Annotated in this window: 24 protein-coding genes and 1 pseudogene; 16 read left to right on the top strand and 9 right to left on the bottom strand. The window is 65.6% G+C overall.

Annotated elements, in window-relative coordinates:
* Positions 1-19: 19 nt before the first annotated feature.
* The 4 genes from ACVWY6_RS21010 to mptB form a co-directional block, all read right to left on the bottom strand.
* Positions 20-1,003: a COX15/CtaA family protein gene (locus ACVWY6_RS21010; protein WP_247208694.1), complete on the bottom strand. Its 984-nt coding sequence runs from the start codon at positions 1,001-1,003 to the stop codon at positions 20-22.
* Between the two features lie 51 nt (positions 1,004-1,054).
* The gene (locus tag ACVWY6_RS21015) at positions 1,055-1,834 is read right to left on the bottom strand and encodes an ABC transporter permease (protein ID WP_023959384.1); all 780 of its coding nucleotides are present in this window, start codon (positions 1,832-1,834) and stop codon (positions 1,055-1,057) included.
* Positions 1,831-2,796: an ABC transporter ATP-binding protein gene (locus ACVWY6_RS21020; RefSeq protein ID WP_062798047.1), complete on the bottom strand. Its 966-nt coding sequence runs from the start codon at positions 2,794-2,796 to the stop codon at positions 1,831-1,833. The genes ACVWY6_RS21015 and ACVWY6_RS21020 overlap by 4 nt, the downstream gene beginning before the upstream one ends.
* Positions 2,797-2,866: 70 nt before the next feature.
* Positions 2,867-4,648, bottom strand: coding sequence for a polyprenol phosphomannose-dependent alpha 1,6 mannosyltransferase MptB (gene mptB, locus ACVWY6_RS21025; RefSeq protein WP_457541182.1), 1,782 nt, complete (start codon positions 4,646-4,648; stop codon positions 2,867-2,869).
* A 225-nt stretch (positions 4,649-4,873) separates the two neighbouring features.
* On the opposite strand from mptB, the gene ACVWY6_RS21030 reads away from it, so the two are divergent.
* From ACVWY6_RS21030 to ACVWY6_RS21075, 10 genes and pseudogenes are all read left to right on the top strand, one after another.
* The gene (locus ACVWY6_RS21030) at positions 4,874-5,680 is read left to right on the top strand and encodes a helix-turn-helix transcriptional regulator (protein ID WP_165842441.1); all 807 of its coding nucleotides are present in this window, start codon (positions 4,874-4,876) and stop codon (positions 5,678-5,680) included.
* Positions 5,677-7,134, top strand: a complete 1,458-nt coding sequence (sufB, locus tag ACVWY6_RS21035) for a Fe-S cluster assembly protein SufB (protein WP_023959376.1) — start codon at positions 5,677-5,679, stop codon at positions 7,132-7,134. Before ACVWY6_RS21030 ends, sufB begins: the two co-directional genes overlap by 4 nt.
* On the top strand, positions 7,131-8,321 hold the full coding sequence (gene sufD, locus ACVWY6_RS21040; RefSeq protein WP_457540689.1) for a Fe-S cluster assembly protein SufD: 1,191 nt from the start codon (positions 7,131-7,133) through the stop codon (positions 8,319-8,321). Before sufB ends, sufD begins: the two co-directional genes overlap by 4 nt.
* Before the next feature lie 52 nt (positions 8,322-8,373).
* Positions 8,374-9,144 carry a Fe-S cluster assembly ATPase SufC gene (sufC, locus tag ACVWY6_RS21045; RefSeq protein ID WP_116915389.1) on the top strand — a complete coding sequence of 257 codons (771 nt, stop codon included), beginning with the start codon at positions 8,374-8,376 and terminating at the stop codon, positions 9,142-9,144.
* A 25-nt stretch (positions 9,145-9,169) separates the two neighbouring features.
* Positions 9,170-10,471 carry a SufS family cysteine desulfurase gene (locus tag ACVWY6_RS21050; protein WP_399511089.1) on the top strand — a complete coding sequence of 434 codons (1,302 nt, stop codon included), beginning with the start codon at positions 9,170-9,172 and terminating at the stop codon, positions 10,469-10,471.
* Positions 10,471-10,959, top strand: a complete 489-nt coding sequence (gene sufU / locus ACVWY6_RS21055) for a Fe-S cluster assembly sulfur transfer protein SufU (RefSeq protein WP_457540692.1) — start codon at positions 10,471-10,473, stop codon at positions 10,957-10,959. Before ACVWY6_RS21050 ends, sufU begins: the two co-directional genes overlap by 1 nt.
* Positions 10,956-11,327, top strand: coding sequence for a metal-sulfur cluster assembly factor (locus ACVWY6_RS21060; RefSeq protein WP_023959366.1), 372 nt, complete (start codon positions 10,956-10,958; stop codon positions 11,325-11,327). Before sufU ends, ACVWY6_RS21060 begins: the two co-directional genes overlap by 4 nt.
* A 13-nt stretch (positions 11,328-11,340) precedes the next feature.
* Complete coding sequence (locus tag ACVWY6_RS21065) at positions 11,341-11,739, top strand: DnaJ family domain-containing protein (protein WP_457540695.1); 399 nt, start codon at positions 11,341-11,343, stop codon at positions 11,737-11,739.
* Positions 11,740-11,799: 60 nt separating this feature from the next.
* Positions 11,800-13,161 (top strand): 3' terminal RNA ribose 2'-O-methyltransferase Hen1, encoded by a 1,362-nt coding sequence (locus ACVWY6_RS21070; protein ID WP_457540697.1) that lies wholly within the window; start codon positions 11,800-11,802, stop codon positions 13,159-13,161.
* Positions 13,158-15,711: pseudogene (locus ACVWY6_RS21075) on the top strand (polynucleotide kinase-phosphatase). The gene ACVWY6_RS21070 and the pseudogene ACVWY6_RS21075 overlap by 4 nt, the downstream one beginning before the upstream one ends.
* Positions 15,712-15,713: 2 nt before the next feature.
* Here ACVWY6_RS21075 and ACVWY6_RS21080 read toward each other — a convergent pair.
* The gene (locus tag ACVWY6_RS21080; RefSeq protein ID WP_457540699.1) at positions 15,714-16,175 is read right to left on the bottom strand and encodes a hypothetical protein; all 462 of its coding nucleotides are present in this window, start codon (positions 16,173-16,175) and stop codon (positions 15,714-15,716) included.
* A complete protein-coding gene (locus tag ACVWY6_RS21085; RefSeq protein WP_457540701.1) occupies positions 16,153-16,800 on the bottom strand; it encodes an RNA polymerase sigma factor in 648 nt (215 codons plus the stop codon). Before ACVWY6_RS21085 ends, ACVWY6_RS21080 begins: the two co-directional genes overlap by 23 nt.
* A gap of 117 nt (positions 16,801-16,917) precedes the next feature.
* On the opposite strand from ACVWY6_RS21085, the gene ACVWY6_RS21090 reads away from it, so the two are divergent.
* The 5 genes from ACVWY6_RS21090 to ACVWY6_RS21110 are packed head-to-tail and all read left to right on the top strand — an operon-like array spanning position 16,918 to position 19,485.
* Entirely contained in the window at positions 16,918-17,406 is a 489-nt protein-coding gene (locus ACVWY6_RS21090; protein WP_116915383.1) for an Asp23/Gls24 family envelope stress response protein, read from the top strand.
* Entirely contained in the window at positions 17,403-17,750 is a 348-nt protein-coding gene (locus ACVWY6_RS21095; protein ID WP_116915382.1) for a hypothetical protein, read from the top strand. Before ACVWY6_RS21090 ends, ACVWY6_RS21095 begins: the two co-directional genes overlap by 4 nt.
* Positions 17,747-17,926 carry a DUF2273 domain-containing protein gene (locus ACVWY6_RS21100; protein ID WP_030163059.1) on the top strand — a complete coding sequence of 60 codons (180 nt, stop codon included), beginning with the start codon at positions 17,747-17,749 and terminating at the stop codon, positions 17,924-17,926. The genes ACVWY6_RS21095 and ACVWY6_RS21100 overlap by 4 nt, the downstream gene beginning before the upstream one ends.
* Complete coding sequence (locus ACVWY6_RS21105) at positions 17,919-18,950, top strand: Asp23/Gls24 family envelope stress response protein (RefSeq protein ID WP_457540704.1); 1,032 nt, start codon at positions 17,919-17,921, stop codon at positions 18,948-18,950. Before ACVWY6_RS21100 ends, ACVWY6_RS21105 begins: the two co-directional genes overlap by 8 nt.
* Positions 18,925-19,485, top strand: a complete 561-nt coding sequence (locus ACVWY6_RS21110; protein ID WP_457540706.1) for a hypothetical protein — start codon at positions 18,925-18,927, stop codon at positions 19,483-19,485. Before ACVWY6_RS21105 ends, ACVWY6_RS21110 begins: the two co-directional genes overlap by 26 nt.
* Positions 19,486-19,510: 25 nt before the next feature.
* Here ACVWY6_RS21110 and ACVWY6_RS21115 read toward each other — a convergent pair whose 3' ends face one another.
* Positions 19,511-20,665, bottom strand: a complete 1,155-nt coding sequence (locus ACVWY6_RS21115) for a lycopene cyclase family protein (protein ID WP_457540708.1) — start codon at positions 20,663-20,665, stop codon at positions 19,511-19,513.
* Positions 20,666-20,702: 37 nt separating this feature from the next.
* Here ACVWY6_RS21115 and ACVWY6_RS21120 point away from each other — a divergent pair, with 37 nt between their 5' ends.
* A complete protein-coding gene (locus ACVWY6_RS21120; RefSeq protein ID WP_030163052.1) occupies positions 20,703-22,334 on the top strand; it encodes an ABC-F family ATP-binding cassette domain-containing protein in 1,632 nt (543 codons plus the stop codon).
* An 81-nt stretch (positions 22,335-22,415) separates the two neighbouring features.
* Here the strand turns inward: ACVWY6_RS21120 and ACVWY6_RS21125 are convergent, their stop codons facing one another.
* Together ACVWY6_RS21125 and ACVWY6_RS21130 are read right to left on the bottom strand one after the other, a co-directional pair.
* On the bottom strand, positions 22,416-23,945 hold the full coding sequence (locus tag ACVWY6_RS21125; protein ID WP_457540710.1) for an AMP-binding protein: 1,530 nt from the start codon (positions 23,943-23,945) through the stop codon (positions 22,416-22,418).
* Positions 23,946-24,147: 202 nt separating this feature from the next.
* The gene (locus ACVWY6_RS21130; RefSeq protein WP_023959339.1) at positions 24,148-24,714 is read right to left on the bottom strand and encodes a TetR/AcrR family transcriptional regulator; all 567 of its coding nucleotides are present in this window, start codon (positions 24,712-24,714) and stop codon (positions 24,148-24,150) included.
* Positions 24,715-24,723: the final 9 nt, after the last annotated feature.

Below are 24,723 nucleotides of genomic sequence, written 5' to 3' on the forward strand. Positions count from 1 at the left end.
GCCCCTCCCGGGGGGGGCGTCAGACCGCTGCGGCCGTTCGTGGCTCGGCCGGCGACGCCGTCAGTGGATTCCCGGTTGATCGGGGACGCATTCCCACCCAGAGTGCTGCTGTTGCGGCAACGCACGCTCCTGCTCCGGCGACGTGCATGACCACCAGCGCCGCGGGGATGTCGGTGAGGTACTGGGTGATCCCGATGACCGCCTGCGCTGCGACCACAGCCACCACCACATAGAGCCGGCGTTTGAGCCTGCTCGGAGCGCCGACCGCGAACAGCGCGAAACCGATCGCCAGGAGCAGCGACAGGTAGGCGATCAGCAGATCGGCGTGTAGGTGCACGAGTGTGGTCACCTCGATCTTCAAGCGGGGAACCGGCTTGTCGATGCTCTTGTCACCGGCGTGCGGGCCGGCTCCGGTCACCATCGTTCCGGCGATCAGAACTCCGGTCATCACCACAGCCGACAGGACGGTGAGCCACCGGAGGGCAGCCGGGACCACCGGGACGGCTTGCACGTCATCTGGCTCGCGGACCTTCTCTAGCAGGAGTACGGACAGCCACACCATGGCCATCGACAGCAGAAGGTGGATGGCGACCGTCCACCACAGCAGTCCGGTGAGCACGGTGATGCCGCCGACAACGGCCTGAACCACGGTGGACGCCGGCATCAGCCAGGCGTACACACGAACCTCGTACCTGCGTCGTGCCCTGGTGACCGCGATGACGATCAACGCAGCGGTGAGCACCACTGCAAACGTCAAGAGCCGGTTGCCGAATTCGACGGCCTGATGGATCGCGGCGACTTCGGGGTGGGCGGTGGGTGTGAAGCTGCCCGGGAAGCACTGGGGCCACGTCGGGCAACCCAGACCTGAGGACGTCACGCGGACCACCGATCCGGTGACCGCGATTCCCGCCTGGGTCAGCACCACCGCCAACGCCAGCAGGGTCTGGACGCGGAGCGAGGGGAGGGGGAGCCGGTCGACTAGCCGGACAAACAGGCGGTACACGCCTTCGATGGTAGGGGCAGGACGAATGTGACCTGGGTCCAGGTGAGGCAATCAGGTGAAGCGGAAATACCGGACGGCGGCGATGCCGGCCGCGGCGCCCCAGATCGCCAGGACGGCGAGTCCGAACACATCGACAGAGCCCGCGGTGGCCTGGTGTAGCGCTTCGCTGAGGGCTCCGGACGGAGTGCATCGCGCAAACCATTCGACGAGGTCGGGAACGCGGTCCCCGATCACCACGATGGATCCGATGCCGATGAACGCGAACCACAGCAGATTGGCCAGGGCCAGCACCACTTCGGCTTTGAGTGTGCCTCCGAGGAGCAGTCCCATCGCGGAGAACGCCAGCGTGCCGATCGCGATCGCGATGATGCCGAGCAACAGCCCGCCGATCGACGGTCGCCAGCCCAGTGCTGCACCGATCAAACCGAGCACGACGGCCTGTCCGCTGACCACGATGGCCACCGCGACGGATTTGCCGACAATGACACCCCATCGTGGGAGGGGTGTGGCGCCCAATCGTTTCAGTGCGCCGTACCGACGGTCGAATCCGACGGCGATCGCCTGGCCGGTGAATGCGGTGGACATCACGGCCACGGTCATGATGGCGGGAACGAAGGTGTCCGTGCGAGATTCGTCGAAGTCACCGATCGGCAGGAGGCACAGCCCGATGAGCAATGTGATCGGGATGAACATCGTGAGGAGTTGCTGCTCGCCGTTGCGCAGCAGCAACATCAGCTCGATCCGGGACTGCGCCACGATCATCTGACGGATGGGGGCGGGTCTCGGACGTGGACTGAAAGTGCCGGCGGCGAAACGGTTCGGCGTGCTCATCCGCGCATGCCCCGGCCGGTCAGCTCGAGGAAGACATCTTCCAGGCTCCTGGTCTCGACCCGCAGGTCGGTGGCGAGGACATTGATCTTGGCGCACCACGACGTCACGGTGACCAGCACTTGCGGCGTCACCTGGCCAGTCACCAGGTAACCGCCGGGGGTCACCTCGGTGCACGAATACTCTTCGGGCAGAACAGTTCTGAGCAAAGTAAGGTCCAGTCCCCGTGGTGCTTGGAATCGCAGCTCGTTCTCGGCCCCGCGGCTGGTCAGTTCGGCGGGTGTGCCTTTGGCCACCTCGACACCGTGGTCGATGATGAGCACCTGGTCGGCCAGTTCCTCGGCTTCGTCCATCAGGTGTGTGGTGATCAGCACCGAGACCCCGTCGGCCCGCAGACGGTCGATCAGCTCCCACACCATGATCCGGGCGTGGGCGTCCATGCCGGCAGTCGGTTCGTCGAGGAACACCACTTCGGGACGACCCACCAGCGCGCAGGCCAGTGCGAGTCGTTGTTGCTGCCCACCGGACAGCCGCCGGTAGGAGGTGCGCTGGGCGTCGACGAGTCCGAGGTTCTCCAGGAGCCAGTCCGTGTCGATGGGGTCAGCGGAGTACGACGCGCACAGGCGCAGCATCTCGCCGGCCCGGGCGCCCGGATACGCTCCGCCACCTTGGAGCATCACACCGATCCGGCTTCGCACTTGATCGTTGTCGGCGAGTGGGTCCAGACCGAGGAGACTCACCTCGCCCTCGTCCGGGGCCTGAAAACCCTCGCAGATCTCGACGGTGGTGGTCTTACCCGCTCCGTTCGGACCGAGGATTGCCAGGATCTCGCCGCGCTGCAGTTCGAGGTCGAGTCCGCCCACGGCAGTGGTGTCACCAAAGCGTTTGACAAGTCCCTTGACCGACAGCGCGGGTCCATCGACGCCGACGCCGGCGATACCGGGGGCGGACGACGGGCTGCTCACAACCACCAAGAGTAAGCGCCCGTCGGCCCGGCTCGGTACACGGGTGAGGCGAAAACGGCGGCGTCGGCGATCAGTCGTCGACCGCGGCCGGTGCCGCCTGGGCGACTTTGGCGCGCCGCCGGCGCTGCCAGGGCATCTCCTCGAAGAACAGGGCTGTGAGAACGGCCACCAACAGGACCGCGGCGACGATTGCCTCGGCCAGCTGGAAGCCGCGGGTGCCCGCCCCGGTGGGCAACACCACGACGGAGATGATCGCCGAGATCGACACCGAGATGATCCGGAACCACCGACCGGTCGCCCATGCGGCGAGCGGGATGATGGCCCACAGCAGGTACCACGGCTGCACAAAGGGGAAGAACAGCACGACGGTTCCCATCGCCAATCCCAGTGCGCCGACCGGGTGCAATCGGCCGGCCAGGGCCGCCAGGAGCCAGCGCACGACGAGGACTGCAGCAACCGCCTGTGCGGCCGGGCGCGCGACATCGAGCATTGCCTGGGTGTGGTCGCCCAGGCCGAGCAAGACCCCGATCCGTCCGGTCGTCACCGACAAGAACGTGGGCATGGACATCCACGAGCGCACCACGTCGCCGGTGGAAAGGGTTTTGGTCCATCCGAAGCCGAGACCGGTGCCCACACAGATCGCCACCATCACCGCGACCAGGATGACGCCGAGGAACGCGGCCGACGCCGACAACGCTCCGAGACTGCGTCTGGACCGCTGCCAGTACTCGCGGGGAGGCGCGTGCCGCAGTGCCGGAAGGGTCGCTCCCCACCGACGGGCCAGCGCGATGCCGACAAATCCGAAGGCCAGGATGGACGCGATCTTGATCATGCAGGAGGCGGCGATCACGACGGCGCCTGCGATCAGCAGCAGCCCGGCCCGGCTGGGCCACACTGAACCGGGTCTTCGGAGCCGTTCGGGTGAGTCGAGTCCCCGGAAGCACAGTTCCATACCCGCGAGCATCAGCCCGAGCATCAGGGCTTCGTTGTGGATGCCGCCCACCAGATGCAGGATGAGCAGGGGATTCATCGCTCCCAGCCACAGCGCGGCCACCGGCGACACCCCGCACCGCTTCGCCAGTCGCGGCAGGGCCCACACGATCAGGCCCACGCCGAACAGGGCAAGCGCCCGATGCGCCACCAGCGCCGCGGGGATGTATTCGCCGGTGACGTGGGTGATGTTGTCGCCGAGCCACAGGAACAGCGGCCCGTAGGGCGCAGGCGTCTCGCGCCACAGGTTGGGGACCGATCTGGTGAAGACGTGGTCGATGCCCAGTCCGGCGGCGGGACTGACGACGTAGGGATCGAGGCCGCGGGCGGCGATCTCGCTCTGCGCGAGGTAGGAGTAGACGTCCTTGCTGAGCATCGGCGGGGCCACGACGAAGGGCATCAGCCAGACCAGCAACGTGCGGTCGGCTTGCCGGCGGGTCATTCGTCTCGGCGGGGCATGCCCTTTCATGACGTCGCCGCCCACTCGGCCGACTGCGAATCGGCCGAGGAGAAGCCACGCGAGGACGAGGATCACGGTGCCCGCGAGAGAGAAGGTCAGCGCTGTGGGCCACATTCGCGACGGCAGCGACAGCACGCGAGCACCGGCAAGTGGGTTCTGCAGCACCGGCAGTGCACCGGTCCCCAGTGAGCCGACCAGAACCAGCACCGCGCCGGTTGCGCCGAACAGGCGAATCCGCAGCAGTCGCTTGGACTCCTCGCGGTTGAGTGGGCCCACCTCGCCCTCGTCGCCGTGCAGTCGCGCAACGGTGAGCCCGTAGTCGCCGGTGGCGTCGCGGTCAGGCGGGCCGTCCCCGTTCCGAAGCCCCAGGTAATCGAGGGATCGGCGGAAACCGGTACGCACAGGGGTCGATCGGGCCGGCGCCGATGCCTTCGGCTCGGGTTCGGTGACTGTGGTTTCCGGCACAGCAGAGACTGTAGTGGTCGCTCATGGGCAGCGGCCCGGGCCTGCATGTTCGTTGATCATCGCCGCCTGGATGGTCGGGAAAAGTGGCCCTGAAAGGGTCGGCCCGACCAGGCAAGGGCACCCTTGGTGGAAATCGTCTCGTAATTCGGTAACACTTGTGTTGTGAAAACGGCTCACGAAATCTCGCATGCCCCGGACGTGGCATCGATCGACGCTGCGCCGGCAATCCACATCGCGGACGACGTGCACAGCCCGGTCCCGGTCACCCACGACGGACAGACCCGGTCCGCGGTGGTCACCCTCATCCTCGAACAGGGCCCGGTGACCGCAGGTCACATCTCAGAAGCACTCGGGATCACTCCCACCGCGGTCCGCCGCCATCTCGACGCCATGATCGCCTCGGGCGACGTCGTCGCGACCGCAGCCCCCCGCTACGCCCAACGGGGCCGGGGTCGTCCCGCCAAGCACTTCCAGCTTACCGCCGCAGGTCGCGGTCGTCTCAAGCACGCCTACGACGACCTCGCAGGCGCGGTGATGCGGCGTCTGCGGCGGATCGGTGGCGACGCAGCGGTCGAGGACTTCGCCCTAGAGCGTGCCGAGCAGATCGTGGCCGATGTGCCGGTGGCAGGGGATTCTGCCGCCGATCGGGAGGGCACCGCGCAAGAAATCGCCGAGGCTTTGACCGAAGCGGGATTTTCTGCGACCACCCGGCGCGTTGGTAATGGTGTGCAGATCTGCCAGCACCACTGCCCGGTCGCACATGTGGCAGCGGAGTTCCCTGAGTTCTGCGAGGCCGAAACAGCGGTCTTCACCAAAGTCCTCGGTACACACGTGCAGCGTCTGGCGACCATCGCCAACGGCGACTGCGCATGCACCACTCATGTGCCGCTTGCGAATCCGCAGGTGGCAAATCAGGTCGACGCCCAGCCCGCGTCGGCACCGGCAGCCTCCGGAAGGAGTCACTCATGACGGTCACAGACCCGACACCCACACAGGCAACTGCCGCTGCGGCAGTGCTGACGCAGGAAGAGACGATCGATTCGTTCGGCGCGTACGGGTACGGCTGGGCGGATTCCGACGTCGCGGGCGCCAGCGCCAAGCGCGGCATCTCCGAAGCCGTGGTCGCCGACATCTCGGCGAAGAAGAGCGAGCCCGAATGGATGCTCGCCGCACGTCTGAAGGCGTTGTCCATCTTCGAGCGCAAGCCCATGCCGAACTGGGGCTCGAACCTCGACGGCATCGACTTCGAGAACATCAAGTACTTCGTCCGCTCCAGCGAGAAGCAGGCAGCCACCTGGGACGACCTGCCCGCGGACATCAAGAACACCTACGACAAGCTCGGCATCCCCGAGGCCGAGAAGCAGCGTCTGGTGTCGGGTGTGGCAGCTCAGTACGAGTCCGAGGTCGTCTACCACTCGATCCGCGAGGATCTCGAGGCCCAGGGTGTGCTGTTCCTCGACACCGACACGGCCCTGCGTGAGCAGCCCGAACTGTTCCAGGAGTACTTCGGAACGGTCATCCCGGCCGGCGACAACAAGTTCTCCGCGTTGAACACCGCCGTCTGGTCCGGTGGATCCTTCATCTACGTCCCCCCGGGTGTGCACGTCGACATCCCGCTGCAGGCCTACTTCCGGATCAACACCGAGAACATGGGCCAGTTCGAGCGCACCCTGATCATCGTCGACGAAGGTGCATACGTGCACTACGTCGAGGGTTGCACCGCGCCGATCTACAAGACCGACTCGCTGCACTCGGCCGTGGTCGAGATCATCGTGAAGAAGGGTGGTCGCTGCCGGTACACCACCATTCAGAACTGGTCGAACAACGTCTACAACCTGGTCACCAAGCGGGCCAAGGCCGAGGCGGGCGCCACCATGGAGTGGGTCGACGGGAACATCGGCTCGAAGGTCACCATGAAGTACCCGGCCGTGTGGATGACCGGCGAGCACGCCAAGGGCGAGGTTCTGTCCGTGGCATTCGCCGGACCGGGCCAGCACCAGGACACCGGCTCCAAGATGGTGCACCTCGCGCCGAACACGTCGTCGAACATCGTCAGCAAGTCGGTTGCCCGTGGCGGTGGCCGGGCCTCCTACCGTGGGCTGGTCCAGATCAACAAGGGCGCGCACGGCAGCCGGTCGACCGTGAAATGCGATGCGTTGCTGGTCGACCAGATCTCGCGCAGTGACACCTACCCGTACGTCGACATCCGCGAGGACGACGTCACGATGGGTCACGAGGCCACCGTCTCCAAGGTCAGCGACGATCAGCTGTTCTACCTGATGAGCCGCGGCCTCACCGAGGACGAGGCCATGGCCATGGTCGTCCGTGGGTTCGTCGAGCCCATCGCCAAGGAATTGCCCATGGAGTACGCCCTCGAGCTGAACCGTCTGATCGAGCTGCAGATGGAGGGTTCGGTCGGATGAGTTCTCCCACTGGTGTGATCGGCGCTGTCTCCGGCGAGAATCAGGGCCCGGCGGTCAACAAGGGTGAGCAGTTCACCTCGTTCGACGTCAACGCATTCGAGATCCCGCGGTCGAAGGACGAGGCCTGGCGCTTCACGCCCTTCCGGCGCCTTCGTGGACTGCACGACGGCTCGGCGCAGCCGACCGGACAGGCCACGGTCACCGTGGACGGTCTGGTGGAGGGAGCTCGCGTCGAGACCGTAGGGCGCGACGACGCCCGGCTGGGACAGGGTGGCGTTCCCTTCGATCGCATTGCTGCACAGGCGTATTCGTCGTTCACCGAAGCCACGGTCGTGACCGTGGACAAGGAGACCGAGATCGCCTCACCGATCACGGTCACCATCGACGGCCCGGGCGAGGGCGAGACCGCGTTCGGTCATGTCCAGGTCCGGCTCGGTGCCTTCGCGAAGGCCGTGGTGGTCATCGACCAGCGGGGCAGCGGCACGTACGCCGAGAACATCGAGTTCGTGATCGGCGACAGCGCGCACCTGACTGTGGTGAACATCCACGACTGGGCCGACGACATGGTCCACGTCGCAGCCCACCATTCCCGGCTCGGACGTGACGCGGTGCTCCGGCACTTCGCGATCAGCCTCGGCGGAGACTTCATCCGGTTGAGCCCGGTGGTGCACTACGACGGTCCCGGCGGCGACGCGGAACTGTGGGGCCTGTACTTCGCCGATGCCGGACAGCATCTCGAACAGCACCTGCTGGTGGACCACTCGCAGCCGCATTGCCGGTCGAACGTCGTCTACAAGGGCGCGTTGCAGGGCGTCGCGGGTGACCGCAGCCGCGAAGCCCATACCGTGTGGGTCGGCGACGTGCTGATCCGAGCCGAGGCCGAGGGCACCGACACCTTCGAACTCAATCGCAATCTGATCCTCACCGACGGCGCCCGCGCCGACTCCGTCCCCAACCTGGAGATCGAGACCGGCGAGATCGTCGGAGCCGGACACGCAAGTGCCACCGGCCGATTCGACGACGAGCAGCTGTTCTACCTCCAGGCTCGTGGCATTCCCGAGGACCAGGCCCGCCGACTGGTGGTCCGCGGGTTCTTCGGTGAGGTCATCGCCAAGATCGGTGTGCCGGAACTGCGCGAGCGTCTCGAGGCGGCTGTGGAAGCCGAACTCGAGGTCGCAGGCGCCTGAGCCGCACCCAGCCCCAACACTTCAGCCCATACCAGCAAGGAATTCGATAACCGTGGCCATTTTGGAAATCCGCGATCTGCACGTCAACGTGAAGCAGACCGACACCGACGCCGAACCGATCTCCATTCTCAAAGGTGTGAACCTGACCGTGGAGTCGGGCAAGACCCACGCCATCATGGGCCCCAACGGGTCGGGCAAGTCGACGCTCTCCTACGCGATCGCCGGTCACCCGAAGTACGAGGTCACCCAGGGTTCGATCACCCTCGACGGTGAGGACGTGCTCGAGATGACCGTCGACGAGCGCGCCCGGGCCGGTCTTTTCCTCGCGATGCAGTACCCGGTCGAGGTTCCCGGTGTGTCGATGTCGAACTTCCTCCGGACCGCTGCCACCGCCGTGCGCGGTGAGGCACCGAAGTTGCGTCACTGGGTCAAAGAGACCAAAGAGGCCATGACCGAACTCGAGATCGATCCGTCGTTCGGCGAGCGCAGCGTGAACGAAGGCTTCTCCGGTGGCGAGAAGAAGCGCCACGAGATCCTGCAGCTCGGGCTGCTGAAGCCGAAGATCGCCATCCTCGACGAGACCGACTCAGGCCTCGACGTCGATGCATTGCGCGTGGTCTCCGAGGGCGTGAACCGCTTCAAGGCGAACGAGAACGGTGGCGTGCTCCTGATCACCCACTACACCCGGATCCTGCGCTACATCCAGCCCGACCACGTGCATGTGTTCGTCGGTGGCCGGATCGTCGAATCCGGTGGACCCGAGCTCGCCGACGAGCTCGAAGAAAACGGATACATCCGATTCACCCAGGCTGCGAACGCCTGAGGTTCGAACTTCCAGGAGGCCAGACGTGACGAGCATCGATCAGGCTGTAGCCCCGACATCGCATGAGGTCACCGCGCTGGACGTGACCGCGGTCCGTGCCGACTTCCCGATCTTGGGACGGACCGTGCGGGACGACAAGCCGCTCGTCTACCTCGACTCGGGGGCCACCAGCCAGCGACCGGTACAGGTCCTCGACGCCGAGCGCGAGTTCTTGGTGACCCGTAACGCTGCGGTTCACCGCGGCGCACACCAGCTGGCCGAAGAGGCCACCGACGCGTACGAGAACGCACGCGCGATCATCGCCGAGTTCGTCGGTGCCCAGTTCGACGAGTTGGTCTTCACCAAGAACGCCACCGAGTCGTTGAATCTGGTGACGTACACCTTGGGTGACGAGCGGAGCGCGGGCGTCCTGGGCGGCAAACCACTCGGACCCGGCGACACCGTGGTGATCACCGAACTCGAACACCACGCGAACCTCGTTCCGTGGCAAGAACTCTGCCGCCGGACCGGGGCAACGCTGCGCTGGTACGGCGTCACCGACGACGGCCGGATCGACCTCGACTCACTGGTGCTCGACGATTCGGTCAAGGTCGTCTCGTTCACCCATCAGTCGAACGTCACCGGCGCCATCGCCGACGTCCCGGAATTGGTTCGTCGCGCTCGCGCTGTCGGTGCCCTCGTGGTTCTCGATGCCTGCCAGTCGGTTCCCCACATGGTGGTGGACTTCACCGAGCTCGACGTGGACTTCGCTGCCTTCTCCGGCCACAAGATGTTCGGTCCCTCCGGTGTCGGTGTGCTGTTCGGCAAGCGTGCGTTGCTCGCCGAGCTACCGCCCTTCATCACGGGCGGCTCCATGATCGAGACCGTCACCATGGAGGTCTCCACCTACGCGCCGGCGCCCCAACGGTTCGAGGCCGGCGTTCCGATGACCTCTCAGGTCATCGGTTTGGGCGCCGCCGTGCGCTACCTGCAGGGACTGGGTATGGCGGCCGTTGCGGCACACGAACATTCGCTGACCGAAGCAGCCTTGAAGGCGCTGGCGGAGATCGACGGAGTACGTATCATCGGGCCGGCCACCGCAGATCGGCGCGGAGGTGCGGTGTCCTTTGTGGTCGACGGCATCCACGCGCACGATCTCGGGCAGATCCTCGATGACGAGGGTGTCGCGATCCGAGTTGGTCACCATTGCGCGTGGCCGCTGCACAAGCGATTCGGGGTCGCCGCGACAGCGCGCGCTTCGTTCGCCGCGTACAACACCCTCGACGAGGTCGAGGCGCTCGCCAAGGCGATCGTCCGTGCCAAGGAGTTCTTCGGGGTCGGTGCCTGATGCGGATGGAGCAGATGTATCAGGAAGTGATCCTCGATCATTACAAGCACCCGCAGGGGCGAGGTCTGCGTGACCCGTTCGGTGCCGAGGTCCACCACGTCAACCCGACGTGCGGGGACGAGGTCACCTTGCGAGTCCAGCTCTCCGACGACGGAGACAAGATCACCGATGTCTCGTACGACGGCCAGGGATGTTCGATCTCACAGGCGTCCACGTCGGTGCTCTTCGAGCAGCTGGTGGGCCAGAACGTCCAAGAAGCCCTGGCGACCGTCGATGCGTTCAACAAGATGATGACGTCGCGGGGCACTGTCGACGGCGACGAAGAGGTCATCGGCGACGGAATCGCCTTCGCCGGAGTGAGCAAGTACCCGGCGCGCGTCAAGTGCGCGCTCCTGGGATGGATGGCATTCAAAGACGCGTTGGCACAGACGGTGGTCAACAGAGAAGCACCGGCCGACAACAACAATTCCGCTAGGGAGTCAGCATGAGCGATCAAGCCCCGCCGACAGAGATCAAGGCGCCTGAGGAAGTTCAGACCTCTCTGCCGAAGATCGAGGACATCGAGGAGGCCATGCGCGATGTGGTCGACCCCGAACTCGGTATCAATGTCGTCGACCTCGGCCTGGTCTACGGACTCGACGTCACCAATGATGCGGTCGCCAAGATTGACATGACACTGACCTCGGCGGCCTGCCCGTTGACCGACGTGATCGAGGATCAGACCCGGTCGGTCCTGGTGACATCCGGGCTGTGCACCGACATCGAACTGAACTGGGTGTGGCTGCCGCCGTGGGGCCCGGACAAGATCACCGACGACGGCCGCGAACAGCTGCGCGCGCTCGGCTTCACCGTCTGACCCTTCTGGGGCAGTGGCAGAAACGTTCGAGACCCGGATCGATCGGTTGATCCGGGAAGCACAAGAACGCGGTGAGTTCGACAACCTGCGCGGTGCCGGCCGCCCTCTTGATCTCAGCGATGCCGACGACCCCGAATGGTGGGCGAAGCGCAAGATCAGGGAAGAGAACCTTGACAGCTCGGCGCTGTTGCCTCCGACGCTTCAGTTACGCCGGGAGGCCCAAGGGTTTCCGGAATCGCTTGCCTCCCTCCGTGAGGAGTCGGCGGTGCGTCATGTCCTCGAAGATTTCAATCGCCGGGTCCGGCGTGATCGGCTCGCGCCGAGTCTCGGGCCGGCGTCCTATGTGATCGCCCGCACCGTGGATGTCGAGGCGATGGTGGAGCGATGGCGCGAACTCCGCCGACGCAGATGACGTCGATCGCCGAGTTCGGATCGTCGTAAATCGGTTGTGGTCACCGATACTGTTCTCAGAGTGTTGCTGACCATCGAAACGACCGGATCATCGTCTGATCACCGCATTCCTGCGACCGATCTCGGGTTCCTGCTGCACAAGCACCCCGACCGGGTCCAGCAATTCGCCACCTCCAGTGGAACCGCAACCGTTTTCTACCCGGTCGCGGACACCTCGCGATGCCGCGCGGTTCTTCACGTCGGGGGTGAAGACCCGTCACGGTCCACGCTGGGGGCTGCTGACCGCTACGTGAACACGCTGCCGTACGCGGGATCGTCTCGACTGATGGTCGCGATGGCCAAGGTGATGTCCGATGCGCTCGGCGGCCGCTGCGCACACCGCCCTGACCTGGTCGACACGGTGTGGCAGCTGCAGGTGACGGTGAGCTCGGTGCCCACCACCGGCGGCGCCAATCTCACCCACGACTTCTTCGAACCGCTTGGCTGGGCGGTGCTTTCCACTGCCACCGTTTTGCAGCCGACTGAGTGGGGCCCGTCCCGGTTTGTGCAGTTGCAGATGAGTGGCGAGTTCACGCTGCGCGATGCGCTGTCACACATATACGTGCTGATCCCGGCGCTCGCATCGGACAAGCACTACTTCATCGGTGACGACGAGGTCGACAAACTGTTGCGCCTGAGTTCGCGCTGGCTGTCGAACCATCCTGCGCGCGAACAGATCACAAGGCGGTACCTGAAGGGATTGCATTCGCTCACCAACGACGCGCTGGCACGGCTGATACCCGACACCGCGTCACACGAACCACTGCCGAAACGCCGCACATCGATGCAGGAGCTGCGCCGTACCGCAGTGGTCGACGCGCTTCGTATGGTCGGCGCGCGGTCGGTCCTCGACGCGGGATGCGGTGAAGGCAGCCTCTTGCGGGAGCTCGTCACCGAGCCGGGTATCGGCCGACTGGCAGGAGTGGATGTGTCGGTTGCCGCCCTTGGCCGGGCCAGTGACTCGTTGTCCAGGTTCGCAGCGGTAGAACTGTGGCAGTCGTCGCTGATGTACTCGGACAACCGGTGCCGAGGATTTGATGCAGTGGTGCTGATGGAGGTGATCGAGCACGTCGAGCCTGATCGCCTCGACACAGTCGAGTCGTCCGTGTTCGAGACCATGGCTCCGTCATCGGTGATCGTCACGACTCCCAACCGCGACTACAACGCTCTCTATGGGCTGGGCGGCAACGAGTTCCGCCATCCTGATCACCGGTTCGAGTTCAGCCGCGCCGAGTTCGAGCACTGGTGTGAACGCGTGGCCGACGAGTACCGGTATTCGGTGACGGTGAGCGCGATCGGAGAGATGGACATGGATGTGGGCTCATCGAGTCAGCTGGCAGTCTTCCGACGGATCGACGCAGAGGCACGGGAGGTCCAGCGATGACGGTACTCGAAATTCCCGAACTGTCTCTCGTGGTGCTCGTCGGTGTCACCGGCGCAGGTAAGTCGACGTTCGCAGCCAACAACTTTCGTGAGACAGAGGTGTTGTCGTCCGATCGGTTCCGAGGCCTGGTCGCCGATGACCCCACGTCACAGGAGGCGACCGGCGACGCGTTCGAGGTGCTCGAGTTGGTTGCGGGCAAACGATTGGCGGCCGGGCGCCTCACCGTGATCGATGCGACCAGCGTCCGCGTCGAGGACCGCAAGCGGCTTGTCGCTCTGGCGAGGGCCCATGACGTCTTACCTGTCGCCATCGTCCTGGACGTCCCTCCGGACGAGCTGCGGGGGCGTGCCTGCGATCGAACAGACATCACGGTCGGTGTTGTCGAACGCCAGTACGCGCACCTGCAGCGCAATCGGAAGGGCTTGCGCAAAGAAGGGTTTCGACACGTCCATCAGCTCGATGGTGTAGCGGACATCGATGCCGCGACCATCGTGCGTACCCCCTTGTTCAGCAACCTCAACGATCGGCACGGCCCGTTCGACATCATCGGTGACGTCCACGGCTGCTTCACCGAGCTGACCACGCTGCTCGGCAAGATCGGGTGGCGTCTGCAGACCGACACGGACGGCACCGTTGTCGGCGCCGTACCGCCCGAGCCCGGACGGACAGCGATCTTCGTCGGGGATCTGGTGGACCGTGGCCCGGACACTCCGGCTGTCCTGCGACTGGTCATGTCGATGGTTCGCCAGGGCAATGCGTTCTGCGTGCGCGGAAATCACGAGGACAAGTTGCTCCGCGTCCTTCGTCAGCGACAGCGGTCGCGCCCGAGACGCGCAGCCGATTGCGCTGACCCACGGTCTTGCGGAGTCCATGACGCAACTCGACGCGCAGCCACCCGAGTTCACCCGGGAGGTTGTCGACTTCCTCGATTCCCTTGTGTCGCACTACGTGTTCGACGACGGCCGGCTCGTCGTCGCCCACGCCGGGCTGGCAGAGAAGTACCACGGGCGGGCATCGGGCCGCGTCCGCGACAAGGCGATGTACGGCGAGACGACCGGGGAGACCGATCGTTGGGGTTTCCCCGTACGGCTCGATTGGGCAGCGGACTATCGAGGTTCGGCACGGGTGGTCTACGGCCACACCCCGGTCCCGGACGCGGCATGGATCAACAACACGATGTGTCTGGACACCGGGTGCGTGTTCGGGGGTCGATTGACGGCGCTGCATTATCCGGAGATGGTCTTGTCGGCCGTCCCTGCCGAGCAGACCTACTTCGACCCCGGCCGACCGATGGGTTTCGGGACCACACGCGCGGACGTCCGCGTGCGAACCACACTGAACCTGTCGGATGTGGTGGGTAAGCGGATCATCGACACCGGATTCGGGCCACCGATCACCGTCCGGGAGGAGAACGCCGCCACCGCATTGGAGGTGATGTCGCGGTACGCGGTTGATCCACGCTGGATCCGGTACCTGCCGCCGACGATGGCCCCGGTTTCTCCCGGGCGGGCCGATCTGCTGGAGGACCCCCGTGCAGCGTTCGAGTCGTACGGACAACGCGGTGTCTCACAGGTTGTCTGCGAGGAAAAGCACATGGGTTCCCGGGCGATCATCGTGGTCGCGAAGGACGAGTCAGCCGCGGCGCGGGCGTTCGGCGTCACACAGGGCAGTGGCGCGATCTACACCCGGACCGGCCGCAGCTTCTTCGATCCGTCGGTCACGGAGCAACTGATTGTCCGAATCCGGCGAGCGTGCGCTGAGTTGTTAGATGAGCTCGACTCCGACTGGCTGATGCTCGATGCCGAGTTGCTGCCATGGAACGTCAAGGGGGAAGGCCTGATCCGCGACCAGTTCGCCTCTGTCTCGGCAGCGGCGCGCCCCGAGCTGCATGCACTCGGCGCAGAACTGGCGAGGGCCGCAGACCGGGGTCTGGATGTCCAGACCATGATCGACGCGAACGCGAAACGGCGTGCGGATGTGGAGGCGTACACCGATGCGTATCTTCGCTACGTCGATGTCGACGCGCGGCCGGACACCGTGTCGCTTGCGCCGTTCGAGGTACTGGCGAGTGCCGCAAGCGAATACGGCGGGTCGTCGCACGGTTGGCACCTCGAGGTGGCCGCGCGGCTCGCTGCGGCCGACCCTGTTCTCTTCCGGCCGACCCGGCACATCGTGGTCGACACCGGCTCGGAGACCTCGTGTCTGGAAGGAGCTCGGTGGTGGGAGGAGCTGACCGCGGCCGGATCCGAAGGGATGGTCGTCAAACCGGCCGGGAACCTCACCCGTGTCGGCGGCAAGCTGATCGATCCTGGTGTGAAGGTTCGCGGTCGCGAGTACCTGCGGATGGTCTACGGACCCAGCTACCTCGATGATCTGCCGACCCTCCGGTCACGTGACCTGCGGCACAAGCGGTCCATGTCGATGCGCGAGTACCAACTGGGACGTGAGGCCCTCGCCCGCCAGGCACGCTCTGAGCCACTCTGGCGCATCCACGAGTGTGTCTTCGCGATCCTGGCGCTGGAGAGTGAGCCGGTGGATCCCCGACTCTGACGTCACCCGGGGATGGAGTGCGGCTGATCTGCCGGGCTCGCAGGGTCAACCGGTTGGACGTCCACCCACGTGACGTCGACGCAGTCGGCCACCGTGATCCGTAGTGACCCGAGCCGGCCGCGGACGGCCTCACGGACCTGCTCGCTCATCGCGCCGATCTGATCGCCGTACCGGGCGACCATCTCCACGCGAATCCTGCGGACGGATCCGTGGTCGGTGGTGATGTGGATCGCGGCGACGTCGCGTCGACATGATCGGTCGATCGCGCGGGCAAGCAGCTGGCGGATCGCGCGCTCGTTGATCTCGATGCCGGGATCGTCGGTGACGATCGGGACACCCAACCGCGTGGCCGACCGAAGCCTGGGTCCGAGCCGTTCCAGGACCACTCCCTCGTCGCCGTGCGCGAGGTGGGCGGCGGCATCGCTGATCCAGGTATCCGCTTCATCGGGGCGCTGGACTGTCATCTCGCCTTCCTTCCGTCGTCGGTCGCGGGATCTGATGCCGGATGCGTCCGGGTGATCGGGCCTCGTGAACATCGGAGCCGTCGGGTCCCCACGCGGCGAGTCGTACAGCCAACTGTGATCGTGCACGCTGCAGATGTCCACGCACCGAGCCGCGCGAGATGGCGAGCGCCGTGGCGATCTCATCGTGCGACAGGCCTTCGACCTCCCGTAGCCACCAGCATGCGCGCGCCTGGTAGCCGAGCCTGCCGAGCTCGGTCTGGAGTGCGACGAGAAACGAGTGTTCAACCGTGCGAGCAGCTGGGCCGGGGGACCGCCCTTCCATCGCCTCGAAGGTGTTGTCGGAAATCACGATCGCGCTCTGCCGTCGCTGGAGATCGACCGTCTTGCGCGAGGCGATGGTGAACAGCCATGTGCGAAAGCTCGACCGGAAGCCGAACCGGTCCAATCCGCGCCACGCGGCGAGGAACGTCTCCTGAGTGATGTCCTCCGCTGTTGTCGGAGATCCGGTCAGTCGGGTCGTGTATCGAAGGACGGGCGTCAGGTGACACCGCATCAGCTGGTCGAACGCCTGGCGATCGCCCAGCGCAGCCGCGCGAATCAATGATTCTTCGGCGGGCGCATCCATTTGTTCAGCGTGCCAGAAAGTCGTGCGTGCAACATGCGGTTCTCAACCCGTCAAAGAGGTGGGAGAGCAGATCACCCGGTCTGCCATCCGGACACCAAACCGACGAGGGAGCACCTTATGACCAGCGCGACGTCCAGGCAGGATGACGAGCCGACCACCGCCAGGGATGAACTCAGTCACACCGACGACGGCCGTGGTCCCGATCAGAGCGATGCGGGAGGCAAGACGTCGATCGCCGATGTCGTGGTGGCCAAGATCGCCGGGATCGCGACGCGTGAGATAGACGGCGTCTACGACCTCGGCGGTGGCGCAGCGCGTGCGGTCGGCAAACTACGCGAAAGTCTGCCGGGGACCGCTGCCGACGTCACCCAGGGCGTGTCGGTGGAAGTCGGCGAGAAGCAGGCCGCAGTCGATGTCGGATTGGTTGCCTACTACGGCGTGGCGATCCACCAGCTTGCCGAATCCATCCGGACCAACGTGATCGAAGCGATCGAGAAGATGACGGGTCTGGAGGTCACCGAGGTGAACGTGACCGTGCACGACGTTCACCTCGACACCGACGATCCGACCACCGCGCTCGACGGCCAGACACCGCGGGTCCAGTGACAGTCACAGCGGCCTCCGCAGTGCTCATCCGTGAACGGGTGCTGTCTGTCGACGGCGTGGCAGACCTGCACGCGGGCACCTTCGGGGAGATCGCCACACATCTGCCCGGCCGGCGGGTGAACGGTGTGCGAGTCGGCCGTTCCGGCGTCGAAATCCATGTGGTCACCTACCTCGATGTCGACGTCGCAGGGGTGGCCCGCAACGTCCGTGCGGCCGCGGTGTCGGCCGCGCCGGGAGCGATCGGCTACACCGTCGTCGTCGAAGATGTTGTTGCGCGCCAGGACTTTCGAGTCGCAGTTGCAGATAGCGGCCGGGGTACATCCACAGAAACGAGTCAATCATGAACAATTCCGTGATCGGGCTTTTCGTCGGCCTGCTGTTCGCCCTGGCGGTCACCACCGGAGGTTTCTCCGGCCTGATGGTCGCGGTGGTGTTCGCGGCCATCGGCGTGGCCGTCGGCGCCCATCGTGACGGCCGCATCGACCTCGGTGCACTGTTACGGAGCAAAGGCCGTGGCTGAGGCGGCAACTGCCGAGCGCGTCGGCGGTTCCCACCTACCGGCCCCCGAGCACCGAGGCTCCCTGCAGATCGAATCGCGCGTGATCTCTCAGATCGCCCGTCAGGCGGCGCTCGAGGTCGACGGCGTGGTGCCGTACTCGGTGACGTTGGGGTCACTCACAGGTCGCAATCTCCCTCGCGCCCTTGCTGATTCCGATCCGCGCCATCCGGCGATCACCGTGGAGATCGCGGTGAGCTGGCCGATGCCGGCAGTTGATGTCGCCGAGCGGGTTCAGCAACACGTCATCGAGGTTGTCACCCGGTTGACCGGACGCCGGCCGGCGCGAGTGGATGTCGAGGTCACCGAGGTCGTCCAATCGAGGATGTTGCTGGGGGAGGAGCTGGCCCAAGTGCCCGCTGCCGAACCCGGCCCGGACACGGGTACAGAGGCGGCGGCGCCGCACGGTCGCACCAGGGCCGAGGGCGGGCCGCCGCGGAGCTTTCCGACTGCGGGATGGCTCGCGCCTGTGCTGGGGCTTGGTCTGCTTGCACTCGCCGTTGTTGCCGGCCGGGAGTATGCCGTTGTCCAGGGCCACTATCGGTCCGAGGCCTGGATCGAACCCTCTGCGCGCTGGATTTCCGGGACCGAGTGGAGACCGTGGATGGTCGTGGTCGCCGTCGTGTGCGTGCTGGTGGGGCTCTACTTCGTGTACGCCGCCGTACGGCCTCGACGTCGCACCCACCGACCACTACGGGCCACGGGCGTGTGGACGCGCGACACCGACGTCGCCCGCCGGCTCAGCGCCATCGCACTCGATGACAACAACACCGTGTCCGCCACCACCAAGGTGACGTCAGGCCGCGCCCATGTACGTGTGTTCGTCACCTCACCGACGGAGAGCGACCTCTCGGACCGCCTCGAGGCATCGACGGCAACGTTGGCCCGACCGCCCCGCGTGAGCGTGGATCTTCGTGGCGTCACCCACCCGAACAAGACCGTGATCGACGAGAGGGAGCCTGATGCGGCGCACCCTGAACGCCCTTGACCGCCTCGCGGTGGGCCTGGTCGGCGTGCTTCTCGCCGCGGCCGGCCTGATCGCCCTGCTCCGCTGGGCGGGCGTGGGACCGGTGACCGATGCGGTAGGCAACGTCGACACCGATCAGATCTACTCAGCGCCGGGACAATCGTGGTGGGACTGGGCACTGCTTTCCGCAACCGTTCTGCTGGGGATCTGTGGTGCGTGGCTGTTGTTGGCGAACATCTCGCCGAATCGCGTGCGGTCGGTGACCGTGCGACCGCAGGGTGAACCGTTTGTCGGCGAGATCGACATCGCCGTGGCCGACGTGACCCGGGCGGCGGCCAGGTCTCTCGAACGACATCGTCATGTTCGCTCCTCGGCAGTCCGGTCTTATGTCGACGGCGTAACCCCTGTCGTCGAGATCACGGTGACGGCTTCTCCGACCGCCGACGACCACGATCTGGGCGCCGCCGTGAGCGGGGTGAGGGAGCTGCTCAAGTCGTCACTCCGGGGCAGCGACGTCCAGATACGCATGCTGCTGCACCGCGAACCCAACCACTGAGAGTCGCTCCCGCCCGTGAAAGCCGTCAGGTCCGCGAAATCACAGCACCCCGCATGATGCGCAGGGCGAGGGTGCGGTCGGTGAGCCCGATCATGCGACTCATCGACAAGGCCACCCCGGCGAGGTCGTCGCGCGAACTGAGATATGTCCGCTGGCGTTCGAGCGACATCTCGAAGAACCCGTCGAAGAACCTGACCACTTCGGTGGGAGCCAATCCGAGGAGTGAGGACAGGCCGCGACGTCGCAACCGATGGACGGCGCGGGCCTGAGCGGTCCACAGTGCGGCCTTCGGATCACGTTCGTTTGCCATGGCGTCGACCACTGCGTCGGCCGCCGACAACGATGCCGCCACGCTGTATCCGGTCGCCGGATGGATCATTCCGCCCGCCGCGCCGAACAGGAGCGGATCGGACCGCCATGGCGGCACTGAGTCGTGACCGCACAACGCGAAATACACCCGCTCGGTCGGCGCGGTGTCGACGGTCGGCCCGGTGATCCCCACGTGTTCGAGGCGGCCCCGTAGCCGATCCTGGAGTTCTGCCAGTGGCACCGGCGGGGCGCCGGCGAGACAGGTCTCCTCCAGCAGCACCCGACCATCGGCCACGGGGATCGCGTAGAGAAACGAGGGGGCTCGACCGGGCTCGACCCCTCGCCAGTCCATCAGCACAGCGTTGTCGGAGCCGAGATAGGACGCCGCGATCTCGCTGTCGACAAAGATCCCGAACGCCGACTGCGCCGGCGCGTGTGGTGCCCGCAAACCGCGCGCATCGATGACTGTGCGTGCCGTCACTTTTCGGCCATCTTGCAGGCTGACGTTGTCGGAGCTCACGGATGTGGCCGTGTCTGCGAAGGTCGTCACGGCCGAGATGTCGAGGCTCTGCTGCAGCGCACGAGTGTCCAGATTGACGTACGCGCGCTCGATCAAGTGGCGGCCCGGGGTGAACACGGCGACCGTGTCCGACTGTGCAGCAATGACTTTCGTGCCGACCCAGCTGGGGAGTTCGTCGGACCACGCCCCGTAGGTGACGTGCCAGGCCCAGTTCGGTGCCGGATCGACCAATGCGGTGTCGAGGCCCGCGGCCGCCGATCGTGCGGCGACCGCCCGACCGGCCGGACCCGCACCGACGACTGCCACGTCATATGTACGACCTTCGTGGTGGTCGTCGCCCGCCTCGCTCATAAGGGCACGGTATCGTTTTGGCGTACACTGGCGCGTCGTGATCACGGCAACCGACCTCGAGGTACGCGCGGGCGTACGCACCCTACTGAGCGCCCCTGGTCCGGCGCTACGGGTGCAACCCGGTGACCGCATCGGATTGGTCGGTCGAAACGGCGCCGGCAAGACCACGACGATGCGAATACTGGCCGGCGAAGGCGAACCCTACGCCGGTTCGGTGACCAACAGCGGCGAGATCGGATATCTCCCTCAGGATCCCCGGGAAGGTGACCTGGAGGTCATCGCCAAGGACCGTGTGCTCTCCGCGCGAGGCCTGGACACGCTGTTGCGCGACCTGGAGAAACAGCAGGCACTGATGGCCGAGGCCGTCGACGACAAGGTGCTCGACAAAGCTGTCAATCGGTACGGACAGCTGGAAGACCGTTTCTCGGCGCTCGGCGGGTACGTCGCAGAATCCGAGGCGGCCCGCATCTGCAACAGCCTCGGCCTTCCCGACCGAGTGCTGGCGCAGCCCCTGAAGACGTTGTCCGGTGGTCAACGGCGAAGGATCGAGTTGGCTCGCATCCTGTTCGCCGCCTCAGACGGCAGCGGCGGCAAATCGGGTACCACCCTATTGCTCGACGAACCGACCAACCACCTCGACGCCGACTCGATCGGCTGGCTGCGCGGTTTCCTGCAGAACCACGACGGTGGACTCATCGTGATCAGTCACGATGTGGAGTTGCTTGCCGACGTGGTGAACCGGGTGTGGTTCCTCGACGCGGTACGTGGCGAGCCCGACATCTACAACATGGGATGGAAGAAGTACCTCGACGCGCGGGCGACCGACGAACAGCGCCGCAAGCGTGAACGTGCAAACGCCGAGAAGAAGGCGGGCGCGCTGCGGGTGCAGGCGGCCAAGATGGGCGCCAAGGCAACCAAAGCCGTTGCGGCCCAGAACATGCTCAAGCGCGCCGAACGCATGCTCGACAATCTCGATGAAGAGCGGGTTGCCGACCGGACCGCGAAGATCCGGTTCCCCGAGCCGGCACCCTGCGGCAAGACGCCGCTGATGGCGTCGGGCCTGACGAAGATGTACGGATCGCTGGAGATCTTCGCCGGTGTGGACCTCGCGATCGACCGCGGGAGCCGGGTGGTGGTGCTCGGGCTCAACGGCGCAGGCAAGACCACGTTGCTGCGTTTGCTGGCGGGCACCGAGAAGGCCGAGCACGGCACACTCGAACCCGGCCACGGACTCAAGATCGGCTATTTCGCGCAGGAGCACGACACCCTCGACGACAACGCGAGCGTGTGGGACAACATCCGTCATGCGGCGCCCGACGCGGGCGAGCAAGATCTGCGAGGCCTGCTCGGCGCGTTCATGTTCACCGGGCCCCAGCTCGATCAGCCCGCGGGGACACTCTCCGGCGGTGAGAAGACCAGGTTGGCACTTGCCGGGCTCGTCTCGTCGGCGGCGAATGTCCTGCTGCTCGACGAACCGACGAACAACCTCGACCCGATCTCGCGGGAACAGGTGCTCGACGCGCTGCGGAGCTACAAGGGCGCGGTGGTGCTGGTCACCCACGACCCGGGTGCAGCGGCAGCGCTCGACCCGCAACGGGTGATCCTGCTGCCCGACGGTACCGAGGACCATTGGTCCGCCGAGTACCAGGAGCTCATCGAACTCGCCTGACCCAAACCCCGAAAGTGGTGGGTTCGGGCGCGCGTGTGCGCAGGTCGCGCCCGCACAAACCCACCACTTCCGGGTCCTTGGTCAGACGTAGTTCTTCTGCAGTTCTCGCTTCACCAGTTTTCCGGTGGGCGTGCGGGGGAGTTCGTCGACGAAGTCGACCGACTTGGGTGCCTTGTAGTGCGCAAGGCGCTCCCGCACGAAGTCGATCATCTCCTGAGCCAGCTCAGGGGACGGGTTCACGCCCGGCTCAAGCTGGACGCATGCCTTGGCGACCTCACCCAGATCTGGGTCGGGCACCCCGATCACGCCGACGTCGAAGACGTCAGGGTGCCCGATGAGGACGTTCTCGGCTTCCTGCGGGTAGATGTTCACTCCGCCGGAGATGATCATGAACGATTTACGGTCGGTGAGGTACAAGAAACCCTCCGCGTCGACGTAACCGACATCGCCGCTTGTCGTCCAGGCCGGGTGCTCGGGGTGCTGCGCAGACTTCGTCTTCTCCGGATCGTTGTGATACTCGAACGGCAGTTCGTCGCGTTCCCAGAAGACCGTGCCGATCTCGCCGGTGGGCAGTTCGTTGCCGTCGTCGTCGCAGATGCGCACCACACCCAGCAGGGGTTTGCCCACCGAACCGGGGTGGGTGAGGGCTTCCTCGCTGTTGATGAACGTGGCGCCGGCACCCTCGGTGGAGGCGTAGTACTCGTGGATCACCGGGCCCCACCACTCGATCATGGCCTGCTTGACCTCGGGAGGACACGGCGCGGCCGCGTGGATTGCGATCTTCATGCTGCTGACGTCGTATTTGGCGCGGACATCCTCGGGCAGTTTGAGCATGCGGATGAACATCGTGGGCACCCACTGGCTGTGGGTGACCCGGTACTCGTCGATCAGGCCGAGCGCACCTTCGGCGTCGAACTTGTCCATCAGCACGATTGTGCCCCCGACGGAGTTGACCATGCCGCAATAACGCAGCGGCGCAGCGTGATACAGCGGAGCGGGGCACAGGTACACACATTCCTGGTCGAACCCGTACAGCAGGGAGAACACCGCCGTGTACGGGTCGGGGATCTCGTTCACCTGCCCGTCCTGCAGCGGTACCTTGATGCCCTTGGGCCTGCCGGTGGTACCGGACGAATACAGCATGTCCTGGCCGCGGGGCTGGTCGGTCAGGGGCTCGTCGGAGGCGTTGGCGAGGATCTCATCGAACGACTCGAAGCCCGGTATGTCGCCACCCCAGGCGATTCGGTGCGTAACTCCGGCCACCTGATCCGCGGCGCTGACCGCATCGGCCACCTCGGCGGAGGCGAACAGGGCGACCGCGCTGCAGTCGCCGAGGATGTAGTTGACCTCGTCGGGTGTGAGGTGATTGTTGATCGCGGTGACGTACATCCCCGAACGCACTGCCGCCCAATAGATCACGAGCACTCGGATGTCGTTGTTGGAGACGATGGAAACGTTGTCGCCGCGGCCGAGGCCGAGGTCGTCACGCAGGTAGTGGGCGACTTGGGTCGATAGCCTGTCGAGCTCGGCGTAGGTGATCGACTCACCGGTCGCCGGTCGCACGACGGCGACCTTGTCAGGGGTGGTGGCGACAAAATTGCCCGGGAACATCAACGACCTCCGGCTCAGCGAATCCACGAGGCGGCCCGAACGGCCGCGATATGTTAACCAGAACTATCACATTCCTCGCGGTTGCCGAGGAGTTATCCGGAGGAGTCATGAGGCCGGCATAACAGATGTCGTGGACGCGGCACGCGAAAGCCCCCGTCCACCGCGCCAGGGGCACGATGAACGGGGGCCAGGGTCGGCGCCGTCAGCGGGTACGGCGGACCGATTCCTCCACGAGGTCCAGAACCGCGTGCAGATCGTCGGTCGCGGCGCCCGATGCCAGCCGGGTGGTGAGCCCGTCGAGGATGAGATCGAGGTAGGCCACCAGAACGCGTGTGGGCAGATCGTCGCGCAACCGTCCGGCCGTCCGCTGCCGCTCGAGGCGAGCCAGTGTCGCCGACTCGAGCTCGGCGGAACGTTCCTTCCAACCAGAACGAAACGCCGCGTCGGTGCGCAACTTACGGGCGATCTCCAGACGCGTTCCTAGCCAATCGAACTCCTCGGGATGGTTGAGCATGTCGCGCATCACCTGGACAAGACCTTCGTTCGCGGCCACGTCGGCCATTCGCTCGGCGTCCTCGTGCGCCAGCGCGAGGAAGAGCGCCTCCTTGTCCCGGAAGTGATGGAAAATCGCTCCCCGGGACAAGGAGGTTGCCTCCTCGAGTCGACGCACGGTGGCGCCGTCGTAACCGAACTCGGCAAAACAACGGCGCGCACCGTCGAGGATCTGACGTCGCCGGGCTTCCAGGTGATCTTGGCTTACCTTGGGCACCCGCGGAGT

Source organism: Williamsia sp. R60 (genome assembly GCF_054063855.1).

Coding starts and splice junctions, on each gene's coding strand:
- sufU (WP_457540692.1), top strand. CDS start 10,471: ATGCGGATGGAGCAGATGTATCAGGAAGTGATCCTCGATCATTACAAG.
- ACVWY6_RS21015 (WP_023959384.1), bottom strand. CDS start 1,834: ATGAGCACGCCGAACCGTTTCGCCGCCGGCACTTTCAGTCCACGTCCG.
- ACVWY6_RS21115 (WP_457540708.1), bottom strand. CDS start 20,665: ATGAGCGAGGCGGGCGACGACCACCACGAAGGTCGTACATATGACGTG.
- ACVWY6_RS21125 (WP_457540710.1), bottom strand. CDS start 23,945: ATGTTCCCGGGCAATTTTGTCGCCACCACCCCTGACAAGGTCGCCGTC.
- ACVWY6_RS21100 (WP_030163059.1), top strand. CDS start 17,747: ATGAACAATTCCGTGATCGGGCTTTTCGTCGGCCTGCTGTTCGCCCTG.
- ACVWY6_RS21080 (WP_457540699.1), bottom strand. CDS start 16,175: ATGACAGTCCAGCGCCCCGATGAAGCGGATACCTGGATCAGCGATGCC.
- ACVWY6_RS21110 (WP_457540706.1), top strand. CDS start 18,925: ATGCGGCGCACCCTGAACGCCCTTGACCGCCTCGCGGTGGGCCTGGTC.
- sufB (WP_023959376.1), top strand. CDS start 5,677: ATGACGGTCACAGACCCGACACCCACACAGGCAACTGCCGCTGCGGCA.
- ACVWY6_RS21090 (WP_116915383.1), top strand. CDS start 16,918: ATGACCAGCGCGACGTCCAGGCAGGATGACGAGCCGACCACCGCCAGG.
- ACVWY6_RS21060 (WP_023959366.1), top strand. CDS start 10,956: ATGAGCGATCAAGCCCCGCCGACAGAGATCAAGGCGCCTGAGGAAGTT.
- ACVWY6_RS21085 (WP_457540701.1), bottom strand. CDS start 16,800: ATGGATGCGCCCGCCGAAGAATCATTGATTCGCGCGGCTGCGCTGGGC.
- sufD (WP_457540689.1), top strand. CDS start 7,131: ATGAGTTCTCCCACTGGTGTGATCGGCGCTGTCTCCGGCGAGAATCAG.